This is a genomic window from Sphaerotilus uruguayifluvii, from assembly GCF_013294065.1.
GTDB lineage: Bacteria > Pseudomonadota > Gammaproteobacteria > Burkholderiales > Burkholderiaceae_C > Sphaerotilus > Sphaerotilus uruguayifluvii.
The window spans coordinates 92,649-117,595 of sequence record NZ_JABSNM010000011.1 but is presented as its reverse complement, the minus strand read 5'-3'; the positions used below and the strand labels follow the sequence as shown (position 1 = coordinate 117,595).

The 24,947-nt window shown below is 70.4% G+C and carries 21 protein-coding genes; 9 read left to right on the top strand and 12 right to left on the bottom strand.

The genetic code is table 11. The annotated features are described in order from the left end of the window. The first annotated feature begins 13 nt into the window (after positions 1 to 13). Together HNQ01_RS13525 and HNQ01_RS13520 are read left to right on the top strand one after the other, a co-directional pair. Positions 14 to 700: a protein phosphatase CheZ gene (locus HNQ01_RS13525; protein WP_173805969.1), complete on the top strand. Its 687-nt coding sequence runs from the start codon at positions 14 to 16 to the stop codon at positions 698 to 700. 106 nt (positions 701 to 806) lie between these two features. Then, the gene (locus HNQ01_RS13520) at positions 807 to 1,064 is read left to right on the top strand and encodes an acyl-CoA-binding protein (protein ID WP_173805968.1); all 258 of its coding nucleotides are present in this window, start codon (positions 807 to 809) and stop codon (positions 1,062 to 1,064) included. Here the strand turns inward: HNQ01_RS13520 and HNQ01_RS13515 are convergent. Next, on the bottom strand, positions 1,042 to 2,172 hold the full coding sequence (locus tag HNQ01_RS13515; protein ID WP_353621701.1) for an aminopeptidase: 1,131 nt from the start codon (positions 2,170 to 2,172) through the stop codon (positions 1,042 to 1,044). The genes HNQ01_RS13520 and HNQ01_RS13515 overlap by 23 nt on opposite strands. Further along, the gene (locus HNQ01_RS13510) at positions 2,169 to 4,250 is read right to left on the bottom strand and encodes a molybdopterin-containing oxidoreductase family protein (RefSeq protein ID WP_173805967.1); all 2,082 of its coding nucleotides are present in this window, start codon (positions 4,248 to 4,250) and stop codon (positions 2,169 to 2,171) included. The genes HNQ01_RS13515 and HNQ01_RS13510 overlap by 4 nt, the downstream gene beginning before the upstream one ends. A 565-nt stretch (positions 4,251 to 4,815) precedes the next feature. On the opposite strand from HNQ01_RS13510, the gene HNQ01_RS13505 reads away from it, so the two are divergent. From HNQ01_RS13505 to HNQ01_RS13490, 4 genes are all read left to right on the top strand, one after another. Continuing rightward, a complete protein-coding gene (locus HNQ01_RS13505) occupies positions 4,816 to 6,009 on the top strand; it encodes a M20 aminoacylase family protein (RefSeq protein WP_173805966.1) in 1,194 nt (397 codons plus the stop codon). A 131-nt stretch (positions 6,010 to 6,140) separates the two neighbouring features. After that, a complete protein-coding gene (locus HNQ01_RS13500) occupies positions 6,141 to 6,710 on the top strand; it encodes a cysteine hydrolase family protein (protein WP_173805965.1) in 570 nt (189 codons plus the stop codon). Further along, complete coding sequence (locus HNQ01_RS13495) at positions 6,707 to 7,363, top strand: GlxA family transcriptional regulator (RefSeq protein ID WP_173805964.1); 657 nt, start codon at positions 6,707 to 6,709, stop codon at positions 7,361 to 7,363. Before HNQ01_RS13500 ends, HNQ01_RS13495 begins: the two co-directional genes overlap by 4 nt. Beyond that, a complete protein-coding gene (locus HNQ01_RS13490; protein WP_173805963.1) occupies positions 7,360 to 8,334 on the top strand; it encodes a GlxA family transcriptional regulator in 975 nt (324 codons plus the stop codon). Before HNQ01_RS13495 ends, HNQ01_RS13490 begins: the two co-directional genes overlap by 4 nt. A gap of 21 nt (positions 8,335 to 8,355) precedes the next feature. Here the strand turns inward: HNQ01_RS13490 and pgi are convergent, their stop codons facing one another. Both pgi and tal read right to left on the bottom strand, forming a co-directional pair. Beyond that, on the bottom strand, positions 8,356 to 10,008 hold the full coding sequence (gene pgi / locus HNQ01_RS13485; RefSeq protein WP_173805962.1) for a glucose-6-phosphate isomerase: 1,653 nt from the start codon (positions 10,006 to 10,008) through the stop codon (positions 8,356 to 8,358). Between the two features lie 16 nt (positions 10,009 to 10,024). Beyond that, a complete protein-coding gene (tal, locus tag HNQ01_RS13480; RefSeq protein ID WP_173805961.1) occupies positions 10,025 to 10,981 on the bottom strand; it encodes a transaldolase in 957 nt (318 codons plus the stop codon). A 312-nt stretch (positions 10,982 to 11,293) separates the two neighbouring features. Here tal and zwf point away from each other — a divergent pair, with 312 nt between their 5' ends. Together zwf and HNQ01_RS13470 are read left to right on the top strand one after the other, a co-directional pair. Further along, positions 11,294 to 12,751 (top strand): glucose-6-phosphate dehydrogenase, encoded by a 1,458-nt coding sequence (gene zwf / locus HNQ01_RS13475; RefSeq protein ID WP_173805960.1) that lies wholly within the window; start codon positions 11,294 to 11,296, stop codon positions 12,749 to 12,751. A gap of 61 nt (positions 12,752 to 12,812) precedes the next feature. Further along, positions 12,813 to 13,664 carry an SIS domain-containing protein gene (locus HNQ01_RS13470; protein ID WP_173806009.1) on the top strand — a complete coding sequence of 284 codons (852 nt, stop codon included), beginning with the start codon at positions 12,813 to 12,815 and terminating at the stop codon, positions 13,662 to 13,664. Between the two features lie 16 nt (positions 13,665 to 13,680). On the opposite strand, the gene HNQ01_RS13465 is transcribed toward HNQ01_RS13470, so the two are convergent. From HNQ01_RS13465 to HNQ01_RS13440, 6 genes are all read right to left on the bottom strand, one after another. Next, positions 13,681 to 13,980, bottom strand: coding sequence for an STAS domain-containing protein (locus HNQ01_RS13465; protein WP_173805959.1), 300 nt, complete (start codon positions 13,978 to 13,980; stop codon positions 13,681 to 13,683). Positions 13,981 to 13,993: 13 nt separating this feature from the next. Beyond that, positions 13,994 to 14,611 carry an MlaC/ttg2D family ABC transporter substrate-binding protein gene (locus HNQ01_RS13460; protein ID WP_173805958.1) on the bottom strand — a complete coding sequence of 206 codons (618 nt, stop codon included), beginning with the start codon at positions 14,609 to 14,611 and terminating at the stop codon, positions 13,994 to 13,996. Positions 14,612 to 14,705: 94 nt separating this feature from the next. Next, positions 14,706 to 15,470, bottom strand: a complete 765-nt coding sequence (locus HNQ01_RS13455; protein ID WP_173805957.1) for an MlaA family lipoprotein — start codon at positions 15,468 to 15,470, stop codon at positions 14,706 to 14,708. Then, positions 15,467 to 15,949 (bottom strand): outer membrane lipid asymmetry maintenance protein MlaD, encoded by a 483-nt coding sequence (mlaD, locus tag HNQ01_RS13450; protein WP_173805956.1) that lies wholly within the window; start codon positions 15,947 to 15,949, stop codon positions 15,467 to 15,469. The genes HNQ01_RS13455 and mlaD overlap by 4 nt, the downstream gene beginning before the upstream one ends. A 30-nt stretch (positions 15,950 to 15,979) precedes the next feature. Then, the gene (gene mlaE / locus HNQ01_RS13445) at positions 15,980 to 16,768 is read right to left on the bottom strand and encodes a lipid asymmetry maintenance ABC transporter permease subunit MlaE (RefSeq protein ID WP_173805955.1); all 789 of its coding nucleotides are present in this window, start codon (positions 16,766 to 16,768) and stop codon (positions 15,980 to 15,982) included. Beyond that, on the bottom strand, positions 16,765 to 17,595 hold the full coding sequence (locus HNQ01_RS13440) for an ABC transporter ATP-binding protein (RefSeq protein WP_173805954.1): 831 nt from the start codon (positions 17,593 to 17,595) through the stop codon (positions 16,765 to 16,767). Before HNQ01_RS13440 ends, mlaE begins: the two co-directional genes overlap by 4 nt. A gap of 111 nt (positions 17,596 to 17,706) precedes the next feature. Here HNQ01_RS13440 and HNQ01_RS13435 point away from each other — a divergent pair, with 111 nt between their 5' ends. Further along, positions 17,707 to 18,459, top strand: coding sequence for a methyltransferase (locus tag HNQ01_RS13435; RefSeq protein ID WP_173805953.1), 753 nt, complete (start codon positions 17,707 to 17,709; stop codon positions 18,457 to 18,459). Between the two features lie 60 nt (positions 18,460 to 18,519). On the opposite strand, the gene HNQ01_RS13430 is transcribed toward HNQ01_RS13435, so the two are convergent. Both HNQ01_RS13430 and HNQ01_RS13425 read right to left on the bottom strand, forming a co-directional pair. Continuing rightward, positions 18,520 to 19,986: a glutamate synthase subunit beta gene (locus HNQ01_RS13430; protein WP_173805952.1), complete on the bottom strand. Its 1,467-nt coding sequence runs from the start codon at positions 19,984 to 19,986 to the stop codon at positions 18,520 to 18,522. Between the two features lie 87 nt (positions 19,987 to 20,073). After that, a complete protein-coding gene (locus tag HNQ01_RS13425) occupies positions 20,074 to 24,834 on the bottom strand; it encodes a glutamate synthase-related protein (protein WP_173805951.1) in 4,761 nt (1,586 codons plus the stop codon). Positions 24,835 to 24,947 lie beyond the last annotated feature (113 nt).

Sequence of the window (24,947 nt, the reverse complement as noted above, 5' to 3'; positions counted from 1 at the left end):
CGGGGAGCACGCCATGACACAGACCGTGCCCATGGTCGCCGCGTCGCCCCAGGTGATCCAGCAGATCGGCGAGCTGACCCGGATGCTGCACGACACCATCGAGCAGCTCGGCGTGGTGAACGTGGGCGTGATGCCGGACCTGCAGGCCGCCACCAGCGCGCTGCCGGACGCCCGCAGCCGGCTCAACTACATCGCCAACAAGACCTCGGACGCCGCCAACCGGGTGCTGAACTCGGTCGACGACGCCAAGCTCGAGCATCAGCAGCTGATGTCGGAATCGCGCCGGATCGTCGAGGCGATCGACGCGGACGCAGGCATCGACGCGGGCGTGCGCGAGATGGTGCACCGCCACATCGGCAACCTGAACGCCTCGTGCGACCGGATCGACGAGCATCTGACCAACATCATGATGGCCCAGGACTTCCATGACCTGACCGGCCAGATCATCAAGAAGGTCGTGCGCGTCACCAACGAGCTCGAGGCCAACCTGGTCAAGCTGCTGATCGACCTGCACCCGGAGTCTGTCGAGCAGGCGGTCGCCGAAGCGGCCGCTGCCGCACCCTGCCCGGCCGCGCCGGCCGTGCCCGCAGCCCCCGCCAAGCCCAGCGAGCTCGAGGGCCCGGTGGTCGACGGCACCCGCACCGACGTGGTCACCGACCAGAACGAGGTCGACGACCTGCTGGCCCGCATGGGCTTCTGAACACCGCCGGTCGCCGAGGCGACAGGATCCCGCCGAGGCCGTGATGCCCGGGCCCTACACTGGCCCGCCCGTCACGGCCTCGTCCTCTTTCCGGAGTTCCCTCGCCATGTCCGACCTCAATGCCCTGTTCCTGCAGGCCGTCGCCGACTCGAAGCAGCTGCCCGAGCGGCCCGACAACATGACGCTGCTGAAGATCTACGCGCTCTACAAGCAGGCCACCGAGGGCGATGTCTCGGGCGACCGCCCTGGCATGACCGACTTCGTCGGCCGCGCCAAGTGGGACGCCTGGAAGGCACTGGCCGGCACCGCCGGGGCGCAGGCGCAGCAGCAGTACGTCGACCTCATCGAGTCGCTGAAGGACTGAGCGCTGCGCCGGCCCGTGCCGTCAGCGCGGCCAGCGCCGCGTCGCGCTCGGCCTTCGGGCGCGCGGCCAGATCCTTCACCGCGGCATGGAAGCGCGGCCAGTCGCGGCCCTCGCGCTCGAACAGCGCATCGAAGGCCGGCACCTGCTGGTTGTAGGCGGCCAGCACGCCGAGCTTCGCGTTGCTGACGTTCTCGAACCAGGCGTCGTAGGCCCGGTCACCGCCCCACTGCCCGTCGCGCCAGCGTGCGTACTCGTCGCGCAGCGCGGCGATCAGCTCGGCCTTGCGCCGACGCTTGTCGTCGTCGGAGGCGGTACTCCGGTAGAGCGCATCGAGCCGCTCGCGTGCGGCCATCGTCATCGCGCGGAACTCGGCGCGGCGGCGGTCCAGCCGGGCGGTCGCCTCGATCAGGTCGGTGCGGCCGTGCTCGCGCAGCCACTGGCGGCTGCCCAGGCGCTCGACCGCCGTCGCATAGGACTCGTTGAAGCCGGTGTCGTCGGCCGCGTAGGCCACCTGATGCGCCAGCTCATGGAAGATCAGCCGGGCCAGATCGACCTCGCCCTGGCCGACGAAGGTGTTGAGCAGCGGATCGGCGAACCACGCCCCCGGCAGCTTGCCCAGCGTCGAGTAGGCCGGCACGCCGTAGACGTTGACCTCCCAGCCGCGCTCGCGCAGCGCGGTGGCCAGCCTCTCGGCCTCGGCCCGGTCGAAATAGCCGCGGTAGCCGACGCAGCCCAGCACCGGAAAGCACCAGGTCTTGAGCGCGAGCGACAGCTCCGGCGCCGCCACCACGTTCCACACCGCCGCCGTGCGGCCCAGATCGGCGTAGCGCCGGTAGCTGGCGTTGTCGGGCAGCGCCAGCGCACGCACGGCGTAGTCGCGCATCTCGCGGCTCAGCGCGAGGCGCTCGCGCAGCGCGGGCGCGGTGGCCGGATCGGCCATCACCGCGTCGACCGGCCGCGCCTCGGCCAGCATCCCGAGGTGCCCGCGCACCGACTGCCACAGGTAGCCCGGCCGCCAGGCCGAGTCGACATCGTCGGCCGCGGTGCTGGCGCAGCCGGCCAGCGCGATGCCCGCCGCCAGCGCCAGCATCCGACGCCCTGCCCTCACGCCGCCGCCTCCACCTCGACCAGCACGTCGTAGAAGCACGGCGCCCGGCCGATGTCGGTGAGCTTCTGGTGCGTGAGCTCGTTGACATTGGTGCCGCGCATTCCCAGCTTGCGCCACCAGATGCCCAGGCCGTTGACCACGCCGGGCCGCGCGCGGGTGCTCACGCGCGCGGTGCAGTGGTAGCTGCCGCGGTCGTTGAAGACGCGCACCGGCGCGCCATCGGCCAGCCCGCGTGCCGCGGCGTCGTCCGGGTGGATCTCGACGATCGGCTCGGCCTCGATGTCGCGCAGGCTCTTCACGTTCACGAAGGTCGAGTTGAGGAAGTTGCGCGCCGGCGGCGAGATCATCGCCAGCGGATAGCGCACCGCCAGCTCCGGCGCCGACGCCACCGACTCCCACGGCGGCACGAAGTCCGGCAGGCCCCAGCCGGGCACGTCGATGCGCACCCGCCCGTCCGGCGTCGGAAAGCCGCCGTCGGCGAAGGGCGCATCGGGAATCGGCAGGCTGATCCAGCCGGGCGAGGCCTTCAGCGCCTCGAAAGTCACCGCGCCGCGCAGCGTCTGCGCGGCCAGCGTCTCGTCGCTGTCGCGGAAGCACGGCTCGTCGAAGCCCATCGCCGCGGCCAGGCGGCGGAAGATCTCGGTGTTGGGCAGCGCCTGGCCGAGCGGCGCCAGCGCCGGCTCGTTCAGCAGCACGTCGGTGTGGCCGTAGCTGACGTGCAGGTCGAGGTGCTCGAGCTGCGTCGTCGCCGGCAGCACCCAGTCGGCGTGGTCGGCGGTGTCGGTCAGGAAATGCTCCAGCACGACGGTGAACAGATCCTCCCGCGCGAAGCCCCGCGCCACCTTCGGCGATTCCGGCGCCACCGCTACGGGGTTGCTGTTGTAGACGATCACCGCCTCGACCTTCGGGCCGAAGTCGGGCGCGGCCTCGCGCAGCAGGTCGTCGCCGATGGTGCTCATGTTGAGCGTGCGCGGCACGCGGCCGGCGAGCAGGTCCGGGCGCTGGCGCGCCGCATCGTCACGCACCGACGCGAACCAGCCCGAGCTCGACAGTAGCAGGCCGCCGGCGCGGTGCCGCCACGCCCCCGTCAGGCAGGGCAGCAGCGCGATCAGCCGCGCCGCATTGCCGCCACCGCGGGTGCGCTGCATGCCGTAGTTCAGCCGGATCGCCGCCGGCTGGGTCGTGCCCAGATCGCGCGCCAGCGCGCGGATCGCGTCGGCCTCGAGCCCGCAGACCTCGGCCGCGCGCTCCGGCGTCCAGGCCTGCACCCGCTCGCGCAGGGCCGCCCAGCCAGCCGCATCCACATGCCGGGCGATGTAGTCGTGGTCGATCCAGTCGTTCGCCACCAGCTCGTGCATCAGCGCCAGCGCCAGCGCGCCATCGGTGCCGGGGCGCAGCGGCAGGTGGACGTGGCACTTGTCGGCCGTCTCGGTGCGGCGCGGGTCGATGCAGACCAGCTTCGCCCCGGCGCGCTTGGCCGCCTGGGCGAAGGTCCAGAAATGCAGGTTCGACGCGATCGAATGGCTGCCCCAGATGACGATCAGCCGGCTCTCGGCGAAATGCCGCACCAGCATGCCAACCTTGCCGCCATAGGTCGCCGCCAGCGCGTCGCCACCGGCCGAGGCGCAGATGGTGCGCTCGAGCTGCGAGGCGCCCAGGCGGTTGAAGAAGCGCGCCGCCATGCTCTCGCCCTGCAGCAGGCCCATCGTGCCGGCGTAGCTGTAGGGCAGGATCGCCTCGGGGTCACGCGCGGCGATCGCCTTCAGCCGGCCGGCGATGTCGGCCAGCGCCTCGTCCCAGCTCGCCGGCTCGAAGCGGCCCGCGCCCTTGGGGCCCACGCGGCGCAGCGGCGTCAGCACGCGCTCGGGGTGATGGGTCCGCTCGGCGTAGCGCGAGACCTTGGTGCAGAGCGCGCCATGCGTCGTCACATGCTCGGCGCGGCCCTGGATGCGCACGACCCGCCCGGAGGCGTCGTCCACGCTGACCTGCATCGCACAGGTGTCGGGGCAGTCGTGGGGGCAGGCGGCGCGGACGGTGCGCAGCGAGTCGCTGACGGGGGCGCGGGTGGGGATGCTCATGGGACGGGATGATTCCAGAAATCCACAGCTCAAGCAGGTAGTTCCCCCGGCCATGTGCCGATGAATACGCCTTCAGGCCGCCGCCCCTTGTCGACTGGGAAAAGACATCGCGGAGGGCTGTTGACAAGCGACTACGCTCGGCCCTTTTTCAGGAGTCCTTCGATGATGACCGCGTGTGAAGTACTGATAAACGGCGCTTGGATCGCTTGCGCATTTACCGTTTCCCTCAGACCTCCAATTCCCGTGTCAGGGCCAAACGGAACGCGGAGTTGGCAACGTCCGGAGCACACGATCGAGCTGCGCGGGCTCAATACCGATTTGGCAAACGCACTGACAGGCCAGTGCCGCATCAGGAGCGACCAAGGCGAGGGAGTCTGCTTCGACTTTCAACCTAGATCGACTGGCATTGCAACCAAGGTCGAGTGGGACGAATGACGCTCGATCTGCGCTTTGAACAGCAAGCGCCCTGACCTTTCACAAGGTCAGCGCCCATGCACGCATGGGCGGCCATACCGCTAAGATGGCCCGACCCGAAGTCGTCATTCCGTCCGCCACGCCGCCCGCCATGAACGCCCCCGATCTCGCCCCCATCGTCGCGATCCGACGCGACATCCACGCCCATCCGGAACTCTGCTTCGAAGAGGTGCGCACCGCCGACGTCATCGCGCGCACGCTCGAGGGCTGGGGCATCGAGGTGCACCGCGGGCTCGGGCGCACCGGCGTGGTCGGCACGATCCGCGGCAGCGCGCCGGGCGGCGCGAACCGCGCCATCGGCCTGCGCGCCGACATGGACGCGCTGCCGATGACCGAGCACAACACCTTCGCGCACGCCAGCCGCATTCCGGGGCGCATGCACGCCTGCGGCCACGACGGCCATGTGGCGATGCTGCTGGCCGCCGCGCAGGAGCTGGCCGCCCACCGCGAGCGCTTCTCCGGCACCGTCCACTGCATCTTCCAGCCCGCCGAGGAAGGCGGCGGCGGCGCGCGCGAGATGATGAAGGACGGCCTGTTCGAGCGCTTCCCCATGGACGCGATCTTCGGCATGCACAACTGGCCGGGCCTGGCCGCCGGCGACTTCGCGATCTGCAGCGGCCCGATCATGGCCTCGAGCAACGAGTTCCTGATCCGCATCACCGGCAAGGGCTCGCACGCGGCGCTGCCGCACAACGGCATCGACCCGGTGCCGGTGGCCTGCCAGATGGTGCAGGCCTTCCAGACCATCGTCACCCGCAACAAGAAGCCGATCGACGCCGCCGTCATCTCGGTGACGATGATCCACGCCGGCGAGGCCACCAACGTCGTGCCCGACTCCTGCGAGATCCAGGGCACGGTGCGCACCTTCACGCTGGAGGTGCTCGACCTGATCGAGCGGCGCATGGACGAGATCGCGCGCCACACGGCGGCGGCCTTCGGCGCCAGCGTGGTGTTCGAGTTCCAGCGCAACTACCCGCCCACGATCAACCACCGCGACGAGGCCGAGTGCGCCCGCGCGGTCATGCGCGAGGTGGCCGGCGCCGAGCATGTGCATGAATTCGAGCCGACGATGGGCGCGGAGGACTTCAGCTTCTTCCTGCAGGCCCAGGCCGGCGCCTATTTCATGATCGGCAACGGCGACGGCACGCACCGCGAGCACGGCCACGGCCTGGGCCCGTGCAACCTGCACAACCCGACCTACGACTTCAACGACCAGCTGATCCCGAAGGGTGCCGCCTTCTGGGTGCGGCTGGCCCAGCGCTGGCTGGCGCAGCCGGCGGCCTGAACCCCGCGGCGCGAACGGGCGGCGGTGTGCGTGTCCGTTTCGCGTCGCATCCGGTCCGTCGGCGACCGGACCGGGCGCCCGCTGCAGGCGACGATGGCGGCCATCCCGAAACGCTTCTGAAGGAGCCCGCGATGTCCCTTGCCGACCTGCCCTGCCCCGCCGCCCTGCTGCTGATCGACGTGCAGGAATCCTTCCGCGCCCGCGCCTACTGGAACGAGGCCGAGGCCCGGCCCTTTCTCGCGGCCGTCAACCGACTGGTGAACGGCTGCGTCGAGCGCGGCATTCCGGTCGTGCGCGTGCTGCACGGCGACGGGCCCGACACGCCCGACAACCCCTTCTCGGCGTCGAGCGGTCGGGTGCGCCCGCTGGAAGGCCTGGCGGACTTCGACGCGGCGCTGAGCTTCGTGAAGGCACGCCACAGCGCGCTGGTCGGCACGCCGCTGGCGGTGTGGCTGCACCGGCACGGCATCCGCCACCTGATCGTCGCCGGCATCCGCACCGAGCAGTGCTGCGAGACCACCACCCGCCACGCCAGCGACGAGGGCTGGACGGTCGACTACGTCACCGAGGCGACGCTGACCTTCGACATGACCACGCCGTCGGGCGAGCGCCTGAGCGCCGCGCAGATCCGCGAGCGCACCGAGACCGTGCTGGCCGGGCGCTTCGCGACGATCCGCCGGGTCGAGGAGGTGCTCGCATGAGCGCCGCCGGTCTGCCACGCCTGCGGGTGGGCCTGCTGATGTTCGACGACATGGAGCTGCTCGACTTCGCCGGCCCCTACGAGGTGTTCACCACCGCACAGCGCATGACCACGCGCCCCGACGTGACCCCCGCCCCGGCCTGGGGCTTCGAGGTGCTCAGCCTGGCCGTCGGGGACGGTCCGGTGCAGGCGCGGGCCGGCGTGCGGCTGCTGCCGGACGCCCGGCTCGGGCCGGCCGCCGCGCCTGATCTGCTGATCGTGCCGGGCGGCGTGGTCGATCAGGTGCGCGCCGACCGGCAGGTGCGCGCGGAGCTGCAGCGGCTCGCGCCCGGCCTGCGCGGACTGGCCTCGGTCTGCACCGGAGCCTTCGTGCTCGCCGATGCCGGGCTGATCGGCCCGGGCACACGCTGCACCACGCACTGGGAGGACGTGGCCGACCTGCGGCGCGATCACCCGGCGCTGGACGTGCTCGCCGGCCCGCGCTGGGTCGCGGCCAGCACGCCGCAGGGCACGCCGCTGTGGACCAGCGCCGGCATCGCGGCCGGCATCGATCTGGCACTGCATCTGGTGGCGCATTTCGCCGGACCGGCGCTGGCGCATCGCACCGCGCGCCAGATGGACGTGCCCTGGGCCGAGGAGGCCGGCGGGCCGTGATCGACGTCGTCTTCCTCGTCCTGCCCGACACGCTGCTGCTCGATCTGGCCGGGCCCGCCGAGGCCTTCCGGCTCGCCAACCAGGCGCTGCGCCGGCGCGGGCGGGCGCCGGCCTTCCGCATGCGCCACATCGGCCCGCAGCCGCAGACCGCCTCGTCGGTGGGGCTGACGGTCAGCGGGCTGGAGCCGCTGCCCGCCGGCTTCGATCCGGCGCAGCCGACCTGGCTGGTGCTGCTGGGCCGGCCGGGCGAGGTGGACGAGGTGGTCGGCGCGACGCCGGACTGGCTGGCCGCACGCGACTGGCTCGGCCGGGCGGTGGCGCCGCGGCTGGCCCCGCCGGGCGCGCCGGCCGGGGCGCTGCGGCTGCTGACGGTGTGCAGCGGCGCGCTGCTGGCGGCCGACGCCGGCCTGCTGGCCGGCCGGCAGGCGACGACGCACCACGAGCTGCTCGACGGGCTGCGCCGGCTCGCGCCCGCGGCGAAGGTGCAGGCCAACCGGGTCTTCGTCGACGACGGCGCGGTGCTGACCAGCGCCGGCATCACCGCCGGCATCGATCTGGCGCTGCATCTGGTGCGCCGGCACTGCGGCGAGGACATCGCCGCGACGGTGGCGCAGGTGATGGTGGTGTTCGCGCGGCGCGGGCCGCAGGCGTCGCAGGACTCCGGCCTGCTGGCGCACCGCGATCACCTGCACCCGGCGCTGCACCGGCTGCAGGACGCGGTCGCCGCCGCGCCGGCCGAGGCCTGGGACGCCGCGCGCATGGCGGCGGTCGCGCATGTCACGCCGCGCCACCTGGCGCGGCTGTTCCGCGAGCACACGTCCTTGAGCGCCCGCGGCTGGCTGGAGCAGGTGCGCGCGACGCTGGCCGCACAGGCGCTGCGCCAGGGCCGCGACGAGCGCGAGGCGGTGGCGCTGGCCGGCTTCTCGAGCCCGCGCCAGATGCGCCAGGCGCTGGCGCGCCAGCGCGCCTGACGCCCGCCCCGGATCAGCGCATCAGCCCAGCAGCCGGTCCAGCAGCGCCGCGGTCGAGCCGTCCAGCCCGGCCGTGTCGCCGGTGGCGAAGCGCGGCAGCAGCTGGTTGCACAGCGCCTTGCCCAGCTCAACGCCCCACTGGTCGAAGCTGTTGATGCGCCACAGCGCGCCGCTGGTGAAGACGCGGTGCTCGTAGAGCGCGATCAGCGCGCCCAGCGCCGCCGGCGTGAGCTGGTCGAGGACCAGCGTCGTGCTCGGCCGGTTGCCGGGGAAGGTGCGGTGGCGCGCGACGGTGGCCGCGTCCAGCGCCTTCGAGGCGGTCGGCGCGGATTCGCCCATCGCCTCGTCGGTCGACTTGCCCAGCATCAGCGCCTGGCTCTGCGCCAGGCAGTTGGCCAGCAGCTTGTGGTGCTGGTCGGCCAGGCCGGCGCGCACGCCCTCGGGCAGATCGGCGATGCCCTCGGCGCGGTAGCACGGGGTCTTCACCGCGACGAACTCCACCGGGATCACGTCGGTGCCCTGGTGCAGCATCTGGAAGTAGGCGTGCTGGCCGTTGGTGCCCGCCTCGCCCCAGACCACCGGCGAGGTGCCGAAGGGCAGCGGCTCGCCGTCGAGGTCGACGCTTTTGCCGTTCGACTCCATCTCCAGCTGCTGCAGATAGGCCGGCAGCCGGCGCAGGCCCTGGTGATAGGGCGCGACCGAGCGGCTGGTGAAGCCCAGGAAATTGCGGTACCAGACGTCGAGCAGGCCGAGCTGGATCGGCAGGTTGGCCTCCAGCGGCGCCTCGGCGAAGTGGCGGTCCATCGCGTGCGCGCCGGCCAGCAGCGCGCGGAAGTTCTCCGCCCCGACCGCCAGCGCGATCGGCAGGCCGATGGCGCTCCACAGCGAATAGCGCCCGCCCACCCAGTCCCAGAAGCCGAAGGTGGTGGTGATGCCGAACTTCGCCGCCGCCGCCACGTTGGTGGTGGTCGCGGCGAAGTGCTTCGCGATCGCCGCCTCGCCGCCCTCGCCGTAGCCGGCCAGGAACCAGGCGCGGGCCACCGCCGCGTTGGCCATCGTCTCCTGCGTCGTGAAGGTCTTGGAGGCGACGATGACCAGCGTCTCGCGCGGGTCCAGCCGGCGCAGCACCGGCGCGATGTCGTGGCCGTCGACGTTGGAGACGAAGTGCAGCGTCAGCGCCGGGCTGGTGTAGGCGTCCAGCGCCGGCACCACCATCTGCGGCCCCAGATCGGAGCCGCCGATGCCGATGTTGACCACATGGCGGATGCCGCTCGTGGCGGTGTCGCGCACCTGCTCGACATAGGCGAGCATGCAGTCGAGCACCTCGTGCACCTCGTCGCCGAAGGGCGCGACGCCGCGCGGGGCGCGCAGCGCGGTGTGCAGCACCGCGCGGCCTTCCGTGTGGTTGATCGGCTCGCCGGCGAGCATCGCGTCGCGGCGCTGCTCGATCCGGCACTCGCGCGCCAGCGCCAGCAGCAGCGCGCGGGTGTCGGCGTCCCACAGGTTCTTCGACAGGTCGGCGAAGACCTCCGGTGCCTGCAGCGAGAAGGCCCCGGCGCGGCCCGCGTCGGCCGCGAAGGCCCGGCGCAGGTCGAGGGCGCGGCCGACGCCGGCATGGTGGTCGGCCAGGCGGGACCAGGCCTCGGTGCGGTCGCAGCGCGGTGCGGTGCTCATCGTGCGTGCTCCCGGCTCAGGCGGCCTGCAGGTCGAGGATCATGCGGTCGAGCTTGCCCGCGTCGACCGCGAAGGCGCGGATGCCCTCGGCGAGCTTCTCGGTGGCCATCGCGTCCTCGTTGAGCGCCCAGCGGAAGGCGGCCTCGTCGAAATGCACCTCGTCGATCGCGGCGTCCTTGGCGGCCGCGGCGTCGAGCGCGCGCGCCACCGGGGCGTCGGCGCCCTGCAGCTGCGCCAGCAGGTCCGGGCTGATCGTCAGCAGGTCGCAGCCCGACAGCGCGTTGATCTGGCCGACGTTGCGGAAGCTCGCGCCCATCACCTCGGTGGCGATGCCGAACTTCTTGTAGTAGGTGTAGATCTGGCTGACCGACTTCACGCCGGGGTCGTTGGCGCCGGCCATCGCGGCCTCGTTCCACTGGGCGCCGGCGGACTTCTTGTACCAGTCGTAGATGCGGCCGACGAAGGGGCTGATCAGCTGGATGCCGGCATCGCCGCAGGCCACCGCCTGGCAGAAGGCGAACAGCAGCGTCAGGTTGCAGCGGATGCCTTCCTTCTCGAGCTGGCGCGCCGCCTCGATGCCTTCCCAGGTGGAGGCGATCTTGATCAGCACCCGCTCGCGCGGGATGCCCGCGGCCTCGTACAGCGCGATCAGGCGGTGCGCGCGCGCCACCGTGGCAGCGGTGTCGAAGCTCAGGCGCGCGTCGACCTCGGTCGAGACGCGGCCCGGCACCACCTTCAGGATCTCCAGGCCGAAGCGCACCAGCACCTCGTCGACGATCTCGTCGAGCGCGCGGCCGCGGTGCGCCGCCACCGTCTCGGCCAGCAGCGGCGCGTACTCGGGCTGCTGCACCGCCTTCAGGATCAGCGACGGATTGGTCGTCGCGTCCTGCGGCGCGAACTGGGCGAGCTGCTTGAAGTTGCCGGTGTCGGCGACGACGGTGGTGAACTGCTTGAGCTGATCGAGCTGATTCATGGCGTGGGCGTGCTGAAGGACACGAGATGGTGTGAGAAGCGCCGCACCCGACGCACGGCGACAGGCCGACATTAGAACCCGAGTCGGACGCGGCATCGGTCACCGCCGGGAACAAGCCGGTTACCGGATCGTGCTGCGCTGCACGATCCGCCTCGCCCCTGCCCGCATCCGGGGGCCGGATTGACCGGCCGAAGAAACTGATGCATCATGATTATTGAAACCTGGTTACATCCGGTCCCTCTCTCGGTCTCTCCTCCCCTCCGGCCCGGCCCTCGACGACGCACCGCGGCCCCAACCTCCCGAGGCATGTCCATGTCCTTCGATCTCGTCTTCTTCGGTGGCACCGGCGACCTGACCTGGCGCAAGCTGATGCCCGCGCTGTTCCAGGCCTTCCGCCATGGCAAGCTGCCCGCCGGCGGCCGCATCCTGGCGGTGGCGCGCGACCAGCGCACCGACGAGGAATACCGCGCCTTCATCAAGGAGCGCTTCCACGAGGTCGACAGCTCCAAGCGCCCGAGCGACGAGGAGTTCGCCCGCTTCGCCGAGCTGCTGCACTACCGCCGCATGGACCTGTCGCAGCCGGAGGACTACGCCGGCCTGAAGGACTGGCTGGATGCGCGCGGCGCCGACACCGTGGTGCTGTATCTGGCCACCAGCCCGCACCTGTTCCCGGCGATCTGCGAGCAGCTGGGCAGCGCCGGCCTGAACGCGCCGCACATCCGCGTCGTGCTGGAGAAGCCCCTGGGCCACGACCTGGCCAGCGCGCAGGAGATCAACCGCGTGGTGCGCTCGGTCTTCCGCGAGGAGCAGGCCTTCCGCATCGACCACTACCTCGGCAAGCCGAGCGTGCAGAACCTGATGGCGCTGCGCTTCGGCAATGCGCTGTTCGAGCCGCTGTGGCGCCGCGAGAGCATCGCCAACATCCAGATCACGCTGTCGGAGTCGATCGGCGTGGGCACGCGCGGCGACTTCTACGACCGCACCGGCGCGCTGCGCGACATGATCCAGAACCATGCGCTGCAGCTCCTGACGATGATCGCGATGGAGCCGCCCTCCACCAGCGACGCCGACGCGATCCGCGACGAGAAGCTCAAGGTCCTGAAGTCGCTCAGGCCCTTCACGACGGAGTCGGTCGCGCGCGACGTGGTGCGCGGCCAGTACCGCGCCGGCAGCGTCGGCGGCCAGGCGGTGCCGGGCTACCAGCAGGAAGTGAAGGTGCCGGCGGGCAGCCACTGCGAGACCTTCGTCGCGCTGCGCACCGAGGTGCAGAACTGGCGCTGGGCCGGCGTGCCCTTCTACCTGCGCACCGGCAAGCGGCTGGCCGCGCGCGACGCGCAGATCGTCGTGAACTTCCGCCCGGTGCCGCACCCGATCTTCCCCGGCGCGCAGCGGGCCAACAAGCTGGTGATCAAGCTGCAGCCCGAGGACGGTCTGGAGCTGCACCTGCTCGCGGCCAAGGGCAGCGGCACCTCGGAGTCGCTGGCGCCGGTCTCGCTGGACCTGGACTTCGACAAGGCCTTCCCGACCGAGCGCGTCGGCGCCTACGAGCGCCTGCTGCTCGACGCGATCGCCGGGCGGCTGAACCTGTTCGTGCGCAGCGACGAGCAGGAGCAGGCCTGGCGCTGGGTCGAGCCGATCCTCGACGCCTGGGAGCGCGAGCGTGTCAGCGGCGGCGAGGGGCCGCGCGGTTATGCTGCCGGCAGCTGGGGCCCCGCCGCGGCCAGCGCGCTGGTCGCCCGCGACGGCTTCGCCTGGAGCGAGGAACAGTGAGTTGAACCATCCGACGTCATCTTCGTCACCGCTCGGCAGCGGCGTGAACGCGCTGCCGCCGATGCTCGACCGCATCCGCGCCTCGCTGCCGGCGCTGTCGCCGGCCGAGCAGCGCGTGGGCAAGCTGGTGCTGGCCGACGCGCGCAGCTTCGCCAGCCTGCCGGTGGCGGAACTCGCAGAGCGCGCCCATGTCAGCAAGCCGACCGTCGTGCGCTTCTGCCGCAGCGTCGGCTATGACGGCCTGGCCGACTTCAAGCTCAAGCTGGCCGGCACGGTCAACGAGGGCGTGCCCTTCGTGCACCGCTCGGTCGACGAGGACGACAAGCCGGCCGATCTGGTCGTCAAGGTCATCGACAACGCGGTGAGCGCGCTGCTGAAGTACCGCAACGACGCCGCGGCGCACGCCTTCGAGCGCGCGATCGACGCGCTGACGCAGGCCGCGCGCGACAAGCGCCGCATCGAGTTCTACGGCGTGGGCAATTCCGGCATCGTCGCGCACGACGCCGAGCACAAGTTCTTCCGCCTCGGCGTGCATGCGGTCGCCTACAACGACGCGCATGTGCAGGTCATGGCCGCGACCATGCTCGAGCCGGGCGACTGCGTGGTCATCATCTCGAACTCGGGCCGCAGCCGCGACCTGCTCGACGCGCTGGAGATCGCGCGCCGCCGGGGCGCGACGACCATCGTCATCACCGCCAGCGGCACGCCGCTGGCGCACCAGGCGCATGTGCTGCTGAGCGTCGACCACCCCGAGGACTACGACCGCTACAGCCCGATGGTCAGCCGCCTGCTGCACCTGACGGTGATCGACATCCTGACCACCGGCGTGGCGCTGCGCCTGGGACCGGACCTGCGTCCGATGCTCCAGGACATCAAGCGCAACCTGCGCGCGAAGCGCTACACGGCGCCCTGAGCGCTTCCGGGCACCTTCAGGCCGGCGAGGCCATCCCCAGCAGCCCGGCCACCCCGTAGAGACCGGCGAGCTCCGCCAGCCGGGCCGGCACGCGCTCGATGCGCAGCAGCCGGCCGGCGGCAGCGGCGCGGCGCTGCAGTTCCAGCAGCACGGCCAGCGCGCTCGAATCGAAGTGGCCGAGCGGGCCGGCGTCGACCAGCAGCAGGCCGCCGGCCGGGGCGGCGCCGACCCGCGCGCCCAGATCGGCCACGGCCGCGCGGGCCTCGGCCAGCGTCAGCCGGGCCGGCAGTTCCAGCGTCGTCGCGGCGGCAGCCATCGTGTGCGCCCGCTCAGCTCTTGGCCGCGGCCTTGTTCTTCTCGGCCAGCTTGGCGATCAGGCCGTCGATGCCCGAGGCCGAGATCTCCTGCGCGAAGCTGGCGCGGTAGGTCTCGACCAGCCAGACGCCCAGCACGTTGACGTCGTAGATCTTCCACGCGTCGCCCTGCTTCTCGAGGCGGTAGTCGAGCTGGATCGGGTCGCCCTTGCCCTTGACCTCGGTGCGCACCAGCACCTCGGTGTCCTCGGGCTTGGCGCGCAGCGGCTTGAGCTCGACCGACTGGTCCTTGATCTGCGCCAGCGCGCCGGCGTAGGTGCGCACCAAGAGCGTCTTGAACTCGTCCTGCAGGCGCTTCTGCTGCTCCGGCGTGGCCTGGCGCCAGTAGCGGCCGACCGCCGACGAGGTCATGCGCTGGAAGTCGACGTTGGGCAGGATCTTGGCGTCGACCAGCGACATGACCTTCTTCGTGTCGCCGCCCTGGATGGCCCGGTCGCCCTTGACGGTCTCGATGACGTCGCCGGAGATCTGCTTGATCCAGGCATCGGGCGCGGTCTGGGCCTGTGCGAACGAGGTGGCCAGCACCAGCGCGGCGGTGGCGATCAGCGAGGACCAGCGGGGCTTCATCAGCATGGAGGGATTCCTTTCAGTCAGGTCCGCCCGGAAGCGGATCAGGGTCTCAACGGGCCGGGCCGCGGCCCGGTGGACACCGCACGGCCCGGAGCCGTCAGTTCGCCGCGGCGGAGGCGGCCGGTGCGGACACCGGCGCCGGCGCGGCCGCGTCGGTGTCATCCTCCTCCGGCGGATTGCCGTCGTAGATCAGACTGCGCCGACGCTGCAGGTAGGCATTGCGGACGAAGGCGTACTTGTCCAGCGCGATGTCGTCGAGCAGGTTGGTCGCCGACAGCGCGCCGGCACGGGTGCTGACCAGATGCAGCGCGGTCATCGACCGGCGGGTCAGCGAGACGTTGACCAGCGTCTCCGGCGAGGCCATCAGGTCCACCGGCATGCCGATCGAGTCGCGCACCGTCGAGGGCCCCAGCACCGGCCAGACGATGTAGGCGCCCGGCGACACGCCCCAGCGGCCCAGCGTCTGGCCGAAGTCCTCGCCATGGCGCTCGAAGCCGAGCTCGGTGGCGATGTCCATGATGCCCATGAAGCCGAACACGGTGTTCGTGCCCACGCGCATCACGTCGCTCAGGCTGTCGGCGATGCGGCCCTGCAGCAGCAGGTTGACCGCCGACCAGGCGTCCTTGAGGTTGCCGAAGAAGTTGCCGACCGCCAGCTGCATCGGCGAGGGCAGCACCGCCTTGTAGGCCTGCGCCGCCGGCTTGAGCACGGCCGAGTCGACCGCCTCGTTGAAGGCGAAGACCTTGCGGTTGAGGGGCTCGAGCGGATCGGGCTGCTGCGCCGTCGCGCAGCCGCCGAGCAGCACCGCGCCGGCCAGCACCGAGACCAGCGCGGCACGCGGACGCGACCGGCGCGCGCTCATGGCTTCGCGGCCGGCGCGTTGCTCGCGTCGGCGGCCTTGCTGTAGAGGAACTGGCTGATCAGCGTCTCGAGCACGATCGCCGACTGCGTCTGCGTCACGGTGGTGCCGGCCGCCAGGTTCTGGTCGGAGGCGCCCGGCTCGATGCCGAGGTACTGCTCGCCCAGCAGGCCGGCGGTCAGGATCTTCAGCGAGCTGTCCTTCGGGAAGGCGTAGCGCTGCTGCATCTCGATGTCGACGCGGGCCTGGAACATCTTGTCGTCGAAGCCGATCGCCTTGACCCGGCCGACGACGACACCGGCGCTCTTGACCGCCGCGCCGACCTTCAGGCCGCCGATGTTGTCGAAGCGCGCGCTGATCCGGTAGGTCGGATCGAACGACAGCGACAGCAGGTTGCCGGCCTTCAGCGCCAGGAACAGCAGGGCCGCCGCGCCGATCACGACGAACAGGCCGACCCAGACATCGTTGCGGGATTTCTGCATGGATTGCTTCCTCCGGTTCCCGGTCCGCGTTCAGATCGAGAACATCAGCGCGGTCAGGACGAAGTCCAGACCGAGCACCGCCAGCGACGACAGCACGACGGTGCGCGTCGTCGCGCGCGCGACGCCCTCCGGCGTGGGCTGGCAGGCGTGGCCCTGGCGCAGCGCGACGAACGTGACGGTCAGGCCGAACACGACGCTCTTGATGACCCCGTTGCCGACGTCGCTGAAGACGTCGACGCCGCCCTGCATCTGCGACCAGAAGGCGCCGGCATCGACGCCGATCAGCAGCACGCCGACCGCCCAGCCGCCGATCACCCCGACCGCGCTGAACACCGCCGCCAGCAGCGGCATCGCGATCAGCCCGCCGACGAAGCGCGGCGCCAGCACCCGGCGCACCGGATCGACCGCCATCATCTCCATCGCCGCGAGCTGCTCGCCCGACTTCATCAGGCCGATCTCGGCGGTGAGCGCGGTGCCGGCGCGGCCGGCGAACAGCAGCGCGGTCACCACCGGCCCGAGCTCGCGCACCAGCGACAGCGCCACCAGCAGGCCCAGCGCCTCGCTCGAGCCGTAGCGCTGCAGCGTGTAGTAGCCCTGCAGCCCCAGCACGAAGCCGACGAACAGGCCCGACACGCCGATGATCGCCAGCGAGTGGTTGCCCAGGAAATGGATCTGGTCCGACACCAGCCGGAAGCGTCCCAGCGCCGCCGGCACCAGCGCCAGCAGGCGCAGCAGCAGCCGCGCGGCGTCGCCGATGTCGGCCAGGCCGGCACGCACCGACGCCCCCAGGCGCGCGAGCAGATCGGCCGGGCCGCTCACGGACGCGCTCCCAGGCCGAGGTCCTCGGCGATCGGCGCGGCGGCGTAGTGGAAGCGCACCGGCCCGTCCGGCGCGGCGCTGACGAACTGCCGCACCAGCGGATCGTCGCTGCGGCGCAGCGCCTCGGGCGAACCCTGCGCGGCAATGCCGCCGTTGGCGATGAAGACGACATGGTCGGCGATCGAGAAGGTCTCGTCGACATCGTGCGAGACGACGATGCTGGTCACGCCGAGCGCGTCGTTGAGCTGGCGGATCAGCCGTGCGGCCACGCCCATCGAGATCGGATCGAGGCCGGCGAAGGGCTCGTCGTACATGATCAGCTCCGGATCGAGCGCGATGGCGCGCGCCAGCGCGACGCGCCGGCTCATGCCGCCGGAGATCTGGCTGGGCATCAGGTCGCGCGCGCCGCGCAGGCCCACCGCGTCGAGCTTCATCAGCACGAGGTCGCGGATCATGGGCTCGGGCAGGTCGGTGTGCTCGCGCAAGGGGAAGGCGACGTTGTCGAACACCGACAGGTCGGTGAACAGCGCGCCGAACTGGAAGAGCATGCCCATGCGCCGGCGCATCGCCATCAGGCCGGCGCGGTCGAGCGAGCCGATCTCGATGCCGTCGAAGCGCACCTGGCCGGCCGAGGCCTCGATCTGGCGGCCGATCAGGCGCAGCACCGTGGTCTTGCCCCCGCCCGAGGTGCCCATCAGCGCGACGACCGCGCCGCGCGGCACCACCAGATCGACATCGCGCAGGATGACGCGGTCGCCGTAGCCGCAGGTCACCCCGCGCAGCTCGACCAGCGGCGTGGAGGCAGGGGAAGGAGAGGCAGGAGGCAAGGCAGCCAAGGGCGGAAAAGGTTCACGCCCGGCGGGCGATGCCGCGATGATAGGGGAAAGCTCCGATGCGAGTTTGAAGAACGGTCGCTGGCCTGCGTCATGATGGCGTCCATGAAGCTGCCCCCCCTGCCCGCCCCCTTCGACGAGCTGCGCCGCGGCCACCTGCCCGCCTCGATGGCCGAGATGCTGTCGCCCTTCTCGGTCGACGAGCACGAGCGCCATGTGGTCGCGCTGGCCGAGCACGGCGGCGGCTGCCCGGTCCACGGCCTCGACATCGACACGCCGCCAGGGCTGTATCGCCCGCATGCGGCCTCGAGCAGCCAGTTCATCCTGCGCACGCTGCTGCGCGAGCGCCCTCGCCTGGGCCGGCTGCTGGAGCTGGGCTGCGGCACCGGCGCGCTCGGGCTGACGCTGCTGCACCAGGGCCTGGCCGACGAGGTGCTGATGCTCGACGTGACCGACGCGGCGGTGCACGCCACCCAGGCCAATCTGGAGCGCGCTGGCCTGGCCGCACGGGCCCAGGTGCGCCAGGGCGACCTGTTCGCACCGGTGGCCGGTCCGGCACCTCAGCGCTTCGACAGCGTGCTGTTCAACCTGCCGCTGATGCACGCCGACCATGGCGGCCGGCGCCATCCGGCGCTCGACGACACCGCCGGCCAGCTGGCGCGGCGCTTCTTCGAGCAGCTGCCCGCGCATCTGGCGCCCCAGGGCCGCGCCTTCTTCTCCTACGCGAACATTTCCGACCCGGCGCCGCTGGAGGCGCTGGGCGAGCAGATGGCGGTCGAGCTGCTGGCGGCCGAATGGGTCGTGCGCAGCGGCTTCTGGCTCTTCGTCTACGAGGCGCGCCCCAGGCCGCCGCAATGACACAGGCCGCCCGGAGGCGGCCTGCAGCAGCGCATCCGGGGCGCACGGCCCCGGCACCGATCAGCGCGGCAGCGTGGTCGAGCCCATCAGGAACTCGTCGACCGCGCGGGCGGCCTGGCGGCCTTCGCGGATCGCCCAGACCACCAGCGACTGGCCACGGCGCATGTCGCCGGCGGCGAAGACCTTGTCGACGCTGGTCCTGTAGCCGCCGTCGATCTCGGTCGTGGCCTTGATGTTGCCGCGTGCGTCCTTGGCCACGCCGAAGGAATCCAGCACCGAGGCGACCGGATTGACGAAGCCCATCGCCAGCAGCACCAGGTCGGCCTTGTATTCCTTCTCGGTGCCGGGGATCTCGACCAGCTTGCCGTCCTTGAACTCGACGTGCACGGTCTTCAGGCCGGTGACACGGCCGTCCTTGCCGACGAATTCCTTGGTCGAGATGGCGAACTCGCGCACGCAGCCTTCCTCGTGGCTCGAGGAGGTGCGCAGCTTCAGCGGCCAGTAGGGCCAGACCAGCGGCTTGTTCTCCTGCTCGGGCGGCTGGGGCATCACCTCGAACTGGGTGACGCTGGCGGCGCCGTGGCGGTTGGAGGTGCCCACGCAGTCGCTGCCGGTGTCGCCGCCGCCGATGACGATGACATGCTTGCCGTCGGCACGGATCGCGTCCTTGACCTTGCCGCCGTGGTTGACCTTGTTCTGCTGCGGCAGCAGCTCCATCGCGAAATGGATGCCCGAGAGCTCGCGGCCCGGGATCGGCAGGTCGCGCGACTGCTCGGAGCCGCCGGTCAGCAGCACCGCGTCGAACTCGGCCTTCAGGCTCTCGGCGCTGACGGTCTCCTTGGCCCAGTTGGTGACCTTGGAGCCCTTCGGCCACTCGCCGACGACGACGTTGGTGCGGAACTTGATGCCCTCGGCCTCGAGCTGCTTGACGCGGCGGTCGATGTGGCCCTTGTCGAGCTTGAAGTCGGGAATGCCGTAGCGCAGCAGGCCGCCGACCTTGTCGTTCTTCTCGAACACGGTCACGTCATGGCCGACGCGCGCGAGCTGCTGGGCCGCGGCCAGACCGGCCGGGCCGGCGCCGACGACGGCGACCTTCTTGCCGGTCTTGACCTTGGCCGGCTGCGGCTTGACCCAGCCCTCGGCCCAGGCCTTGTCGATGATCGCGTGCTCGATCGACTTGATGCCGATGGCGTCGCCGTTGATGTTGGCCACGCAGGCGGCCTCGCACGGCGCCGGGCAGATGCGGCCGGTGAACTCGGGGAAGTTGTTGGTGCTGTGCAGGACGGTGATCGCGTTCTGCCAGTCCTGGTGATAGACCAGGTCGTTGAAGTCCGGAATGATGTTGTTGACCGGGCAGCCGTTGTTGCAGAACGGCGTGCCGCAGTCCATGCAGCGCGCGCCCTGGACCTTCGCCTGCTCGGGGCTCAGACCGATGACGAATTCCTTGTAGTTCTTGAGGCGCTTCTCGACCGGCTCGTAGCCTTCTTCGATGCGGTCGTATTCGAGGAAACCAGTGACCTTACCCATGATGCGTTCAATCTCGCGGTGATGCTGTCGGGATCCGCCGCGCCGCGCGCCCGGATCCCGGGCGCATGGCGGCGGCGGACACGCCAATTACTTGGCCGGAGCCGTCTGGGCCTTGCCGTCGCCCTTCACGTCACCCTTGGCGCGGGCGATGGTCGCGTCGGCGGTCTTGGCGGCGTTGATCTCGGCCAGGGCGCGCTTGTACTCGTTCGGGAACACCTTGACGAACTTGGCGCGGGCCTCGCTCCAGTTGTCCAGGATGTCGCGAGCGCGCAGCGAGCCCGTCCAGCGATGGTGGTCCTCGATCAGCTTCTTCAGCAGCGCCTCGTCGGTCTGGCCCTTGTGCCAGACGGCGAAGTCGACCGTCTTCTCCTGCTCGGCGCCGGGCAGCACCTTGTCCAGCGCGACCTGGGCGGTGTTGCAGCGGGTCGAGAACAGGCCGTCCTCGTCATAGACGTAGGCCACGCCGCCCGACATGCCGGCCGCGAAGTTGCGGCCGGTCTTGCCCAGCACGACCGCGGTGCCGCCGGTCATGTATTCGCAGCCGTGGTCGCCGGTGCCTTCGACGACGGTGGTCGCGCCCGACAGGCGCACCGCGAAGCGCTCGCCGGCCACGCCGCGGAAGAAGGCCTCGCCGCTGGTGGCGCCGAACAGCACCGTGTTGCCGACGATGATGTTCTTCGAGGCGTCGCCGCGGAACTCGATCGACGGACGCACGACGATGCGGCCGCCCGACAGACCCTTGCCGGTGTAGTCGTTGGCTTCACCGATCAGGTAGAAGGTGATGCCGCTGGCCAGGAAGGCGCCGAAGCTCTGGCCGCCGGTGCCTTCCATCTGCACGAACACCGTCTCGTCGGGCAGACCGTCCGGATGGTGCTTGATCAGCTCGCCCGAGAGCATCGCGCCCACCGAGCGGTTGACGTTGCGCACGTCCTCCATGAACTGGGTCTTCTCGCCCTTCTCGATCGCGGCCTTGGCCTTGGCGATCAGCTTGTGGTCGAGCGCCTTCTCCAGTCCGTGGTCCTGGTGGTCCACATGGCGGCGCGGCACGTCGGCCGGCACCTGCGGCTGGAAGAAGACCTTCGCGAAGTCCAGGCCACGGGCTTTCCAGTGCGAGATCGCCTTGCGGGTGTCGAGCAGGTCGGCGCGGCCGACCAGGTCGTCGAACTTGCGGATGCCCAGCTGCGCCATGATCTGGCGGGCTTCCTCGGCGACGAAGAAGAAGTAGTTGACGACGTGCTCGGGCTTGCCCGAGAACTTCTTGCGCAGCACCGGATCCTGCGTGGCCACGCCCACCGGGCAGGTGTTGAGGTGGCACTTGCGCATCATGATGCAGCCCTCGACGACCAGCGGCGCGGTCGCGAAGCCGAACTCGTCGGCGCCCAGCAGCGCGCCGATGACGACGTCGCGGCCGGTCTTCATCTGGCCGTCGGCCTGCACGCGCACGCGGCCGCGCAGGCGGTTGAGCACCAGGGTCTGCTGGGTTTCAGCCAGGCCCAGCTCCCACGGCGTGCCGCAGTGCTTGATCGACGACCAGGGCGAGGCGCCGGTGCCGCCGTCGTGGCCGGCGATCACGATGTGATCGGCCTTGCACTTGGTGACGCCCGCGGCGACCGTGCCGACGCCGACTTCCGACACCAGCTTGACCGAGATGTCCGACTTCGGGTTGACGTTCTTCAGGTCGTGGATCAGCTGCGCCAGATCCTCGATCGAGTAGATGTCATGGTGCGGCGGCGGCGAGATCAGGCCCACGCCCGGCACCGAGTGACGCAGCTTGCCGATGTACTCGGAGACCTTGCCGCCCGGCAGCTGGCCGCCCTCGCCCGGCTTGGCGCCCTGGGCCATCTTGATCTGGATCTGGTCGGCCGAGACCAGGTACTCGGCGGTGACGCCGAAGCGGCCCGACGCGACCTGCTTGATCTTCGAGCGCAGGCTGTCGCCGTCCTTCATGACGTAGTCCGCCTCGATCACCTTCGAGCCGACCACGTCCGACACCTTGGTGCCGTCGGTGATCTTGATGCCCTTGAGCTCGTTGCGGTAGCGCGCCTGGTCCTCGCCGCCTTCGCCGGTGTTGGACTTGCCGCCGATGCGGTTCATCGCCAGCGCCAGCGTCGAGTGGGCCTCGGTCGAGATCGAGCCCAGCGACATCGCGCCGGTGGCGAAGCGCTTGACGATCTCGGCGGCCGACTCGACCTCCTCGACCGGGATCGCCTTGGTCGGATCCAGCTTGAACTCGAACAGGCCGCGCAGCGTCAGGTGACGGCGGCTCTGGTCGTTGATGATCTGGGCGTATTCCTTGTAGGTGTCGAACTTGCCCGAGCGCGTGCTGTGCTGCAGCTTCGCGATCGCGTCCGGCGTCCACATGTGCTCCTCGCCGCGGGCACGCCAGGCGTACTCGCCGCCGGCGTCGAGCATCGTCGCCAGCACCGGATCGTCGCCGAAGGCGGCGATGTGGTTGCGGATGGCCTCCTCGGCGACCTCGAACACGCCGATGCCCTCGACCTGGGTCGGGGTGCCGCGGAAGTACTTCTGCACGAAGTCCTTCTTCAGGCCGATCGCCTCGAAGATCTGGGCACCGCAGTACGACATGTACGTGCTGATGCCCATCTTCGACATGATCTTCGACAGGCCCTTGCCGATGGCCTTGACGTAGTTGTAGATCGCCTTGTCGGCCGACAGGTTGCCCGGCAGCTCCTTGTGCATCTCGACGAGGGTTTCCATCGCCAGATACGGGTGCACGGCCTCGGCGCCGTAGCCGGCCAGCACGGCGAAGTGGTGCACCTCGCGCGCCGACGCGGTCTCGACCACCAGACCGGCGGTCGTGCGCAGGCCCTCGCGCACCAGGTGGTGGTGCACGGCGGAGAGCGCCAGCAGCGCCGGAATCGCCACCAGCTCGCGGTCCATCCAGCGGTCGGTGATGATCAGGATGTTGTGGCCCGACTGGATCGCGTCGACCGCCTCGGCGCACAGCGACGCCAGCTTGGCCTCGACGCCGGCCTTGCCCCAGGACAGCGGGTAGGTGATGTTCAGCTCATAGGGCTTGAACTTGCCGCCGGTGTGACGCTCGATGCCACGCAGGCGCGCCATGTCCTTGAAGTCGAGGATCGGCTGCGAGACCTCGAGGCGCATCGGCGGGTTGACCGCGTTGATGTCCAGCAGGTTCGGCTTCGGGCCGATGAACGAGTTCAGCGACATCACGATCGCTTCGCGGATCGGGTCGATCGGCGGGTTCGTGACCTGGGCGAACAGCTGCTTGAAGTAGTTGTACAGCGGCTTGTTCTTGTCCGACAGCACGGCCAGCGGGCTGTCGTTGCCCATCGAGCCGATGCCTTCCTCGCCGTTGGCGGCCATCGGCGCCATCAGGAACTTGATGTCTTCCTGGGTGTAGCCGAAGGCCTGCTGGCGGTCGAGCAGGCTGACCGCCGCCTCGGACGGCAGCGCGGTGTCCGCGGGAATCGAGTCGAGCTTGATGCGCACGTTCTCGATCCACTGGCGGTAGGGCTTGGCCGACGCGAACTGGTTCTTCAGTTCCTCGTCGTCGATGATGCGGCCCTGCTCGAAGTCGATCAGGAACATCTTGCCCGGCTGCAGGCGCCACTTCTTGACGATCCGGTTCTCGGCGATCGGCAGCGTGCCCGACTCCGAGGCCATCACGACCAGGTCGTCGTCGGTGACGATGTAGCGCGCCGGACGCAGGCCGTTGCGGTCCAGCGTCGCGCCGATCTGCTTGCCGTCGGTGAAGACCATCGCGGCCGGGCCGTCCCACGGCTCGATCATCGCGGCGTGGTATTCATAGAACGCGCGGCGGCGCTGATCCATGCCTTCGTGGTTCTCCCAGGCTTCCGGGATCATCATCATCGCGGCATGCGCGAGCGGGTAGCCCGACATCGACAGCAGCTCGAGCGCGTTGTCGAAGGTCGCGGTGTCCGACTGGCCCTCGAAGCTGATCGGGTAGAGCTTCTTCAGGTCGTCGCCCAGCACCGGCGACTTCATGACGCCTTCGCGGGCGCGCATCCAGTTGAAGTTGCCCTTGACGGTGTTGATCTCGCCGTTGTGCGCGACCATCCGGTACGGGTGGGCCAGCGGCCACTCGGGGAAGGTGTTGGTCGAGAAGCGCTGGTGGACCAGGGCCAGCGCCGACACGCAGGCCGGATCCTGCAGGTCGAGGTAGTACTTGCCGACCTGGTCGGCCAGCAGCAGGCCCTTGTAGATGATGGTGCGGCACGACATGCTGGGCACGTAGTACTCGCGGCTGTGCGTCAGGTTCAGGCGCTGGATCGCCGCCGAGGCGGTCTTGCGGATGACGTACAGCTTGCGCTCGAGCGCGTCCGGCACGATCACGTCGGCGCCGCGGCCGATGAAGATCTGGCGGATCACCGGCTCGGTCTTGCGCACGGTGGGCGACATCGGCATGTCGGCGTCCACCGGCACGTCGCGCCAGCCCAGCAGCACCTGGCCTTCGGCCTTGACGGCGCGCTCGAGCTCCTGCTCGCAGGCCAGGCGGGAAGCGTGTTCCTTCGGCAGGAAGATCATGCCGACGCCGTACTCGCCCGGCGGGGGCAGCTCGACGCCCTGCTTGGCCATCTCGGCGCGGAAGAACTCGTCCGGGATCTGGATCAGGATGCCCGCGCCGTCGCCCATCAGCGGGTCGGCGCCGACCGCGCCGCGGTGGTCGAGGTTCTCGAGGATCTTCAGACCCTGCTCGACGATGGAGTGCGCCTTCTGGCCCTTGATGTGAGCGACGAAGCCGACGCCGCAGGCATCGTGTTCCTGGGTCGGGTCATACAGACCGCCGGCAGCGAAGGTCTGGATCTCTTGGCGGGACGCGGGTCCCGAGGCGGCCTGGCTCATGGCGCACTCCTAGGAATGACAATAGGGAAAACCGTGCGAATCTACCGCAGCGCAACACGCCCCTCAAGCAAAAACAAAAGGGGTCAGACTCCCGATCAAAAGCCCCCGCCGCC

Coding starts and splice junctions, on each gene's coding strand:
- HNQ01_RS13525 (WP_173805969.1), top strand. CDS start 14: ATGACACAGACCGTGCCCATGGTCGCCGCGTCGCCCCAGGTGATCCAG.
- HNQ01_RS13520 (WP_173805968.1), top strand. CDS start 807: ATGTCCGACCTCAATGCCCTGTTCCTGCAGGCCGTCGCCGACTCGAAG.
- HNQ01_RS13510 (WP_173805967.1), bottom strand. CDS start 4,250: ATGAGCATCCCCACCCGCGCCCCCGTCAGCGACTCGCTGCGCACCGTC.
- HNQ01_RS13505 (WP_173805966.1), top strand. CDS start 4,816: ATGAACGCCCCCGATCTCGCCCCCATCGTCGCGATCCGACGCGACATC.
- HNQ01_RS13500 (WP_173805965.1), top strand. CDS start 6,141: ATGTCCCTTGCCGACCTGCCCTGCCCCGCCGCCCTGCTGCTGATCGAC.
- HNQ01_RS13495 (WP_173805964.1), top strand. CDS start 6,707: ATGAGCGCCGCCGGTCTGCCACGCCTGCGGGTGGGCCTGCTGATGTTC.
- pgi (WP_173805962.1), bottom strand. CDS start 10,008: ATGAGCACCGCACCGCGCTGCGACCGCACCGAGGCCTGGTCCCGCCTG.
- tal (WP_173805961.1), bottom strand. CDS start 10,981: ATGAATCAGCTCGATCAGCTCAAGCAGTTCACCACCGTCGTCGCCGAC.
- zwf (WP_173805960.1), top strand. CDS start 11,294: ATGTCCTTCGATCTCGTCTTCTTCGGTGGCACCGGCGACCTGACCTGG.
- HNQ01_RS13470 (WP_173806009.1), top strand. CDS start 12,813: ATGCTCGACCGCATCCGCGCCTCGCTGCCGGCGCTGTCGCCGGCCGAG.
- HNQ01_RS13465 (WP_173805959.1), bottom strand. CDS start 13,980: ATGGCTGCCGCCGCGACGACGCTGGAACTGCCGGCCCGGCTGACGCTG.
- HNQ01_RS13460 (WP_173805958.1), bottom strand. CDS start 14,611: ATGCTGATGAAGCCCCGCTGGTCCTCGCTGATCGCCACCGCCGCGCTG.
- HNQ01_RS13455 (WP_173805957.1), bottom strand. CDS start 15,470: ATGAGCGCGCGCCGGTCGCGTCCGCGTGCCGCGCTGGTCTCGGTGCTG.
- mlaD (WP_173805956.1), bottom strand. CDS start 15,949: ATGCAGAAATCCCGCAACGATGTCTGGGTCGGCCTGTTCGTCGTGATC.
- HNQ01_RS13435 (WP_173805953.1), top strand. CDS start 17,707: ATGAAGCTGCCCCCCCTGCCCGCCCCCTTCGACGAGCTGCGCCGCGGC.
- HNQ01_RS13430 (WP_173805952.1), bottom strand. CDS start 19,986: ATGGGTAAGGTCACTGGTTTCCTCGAATACGACCGCATCGAAGAAGGC.
- HNQ01_RS13425 (WP_173805951.1), bottom strand. CDS start 24,834: ATGAGCCAGGCCGCCTCGGGACCCGCGTCCCGCCAAGAGATCCAGACC.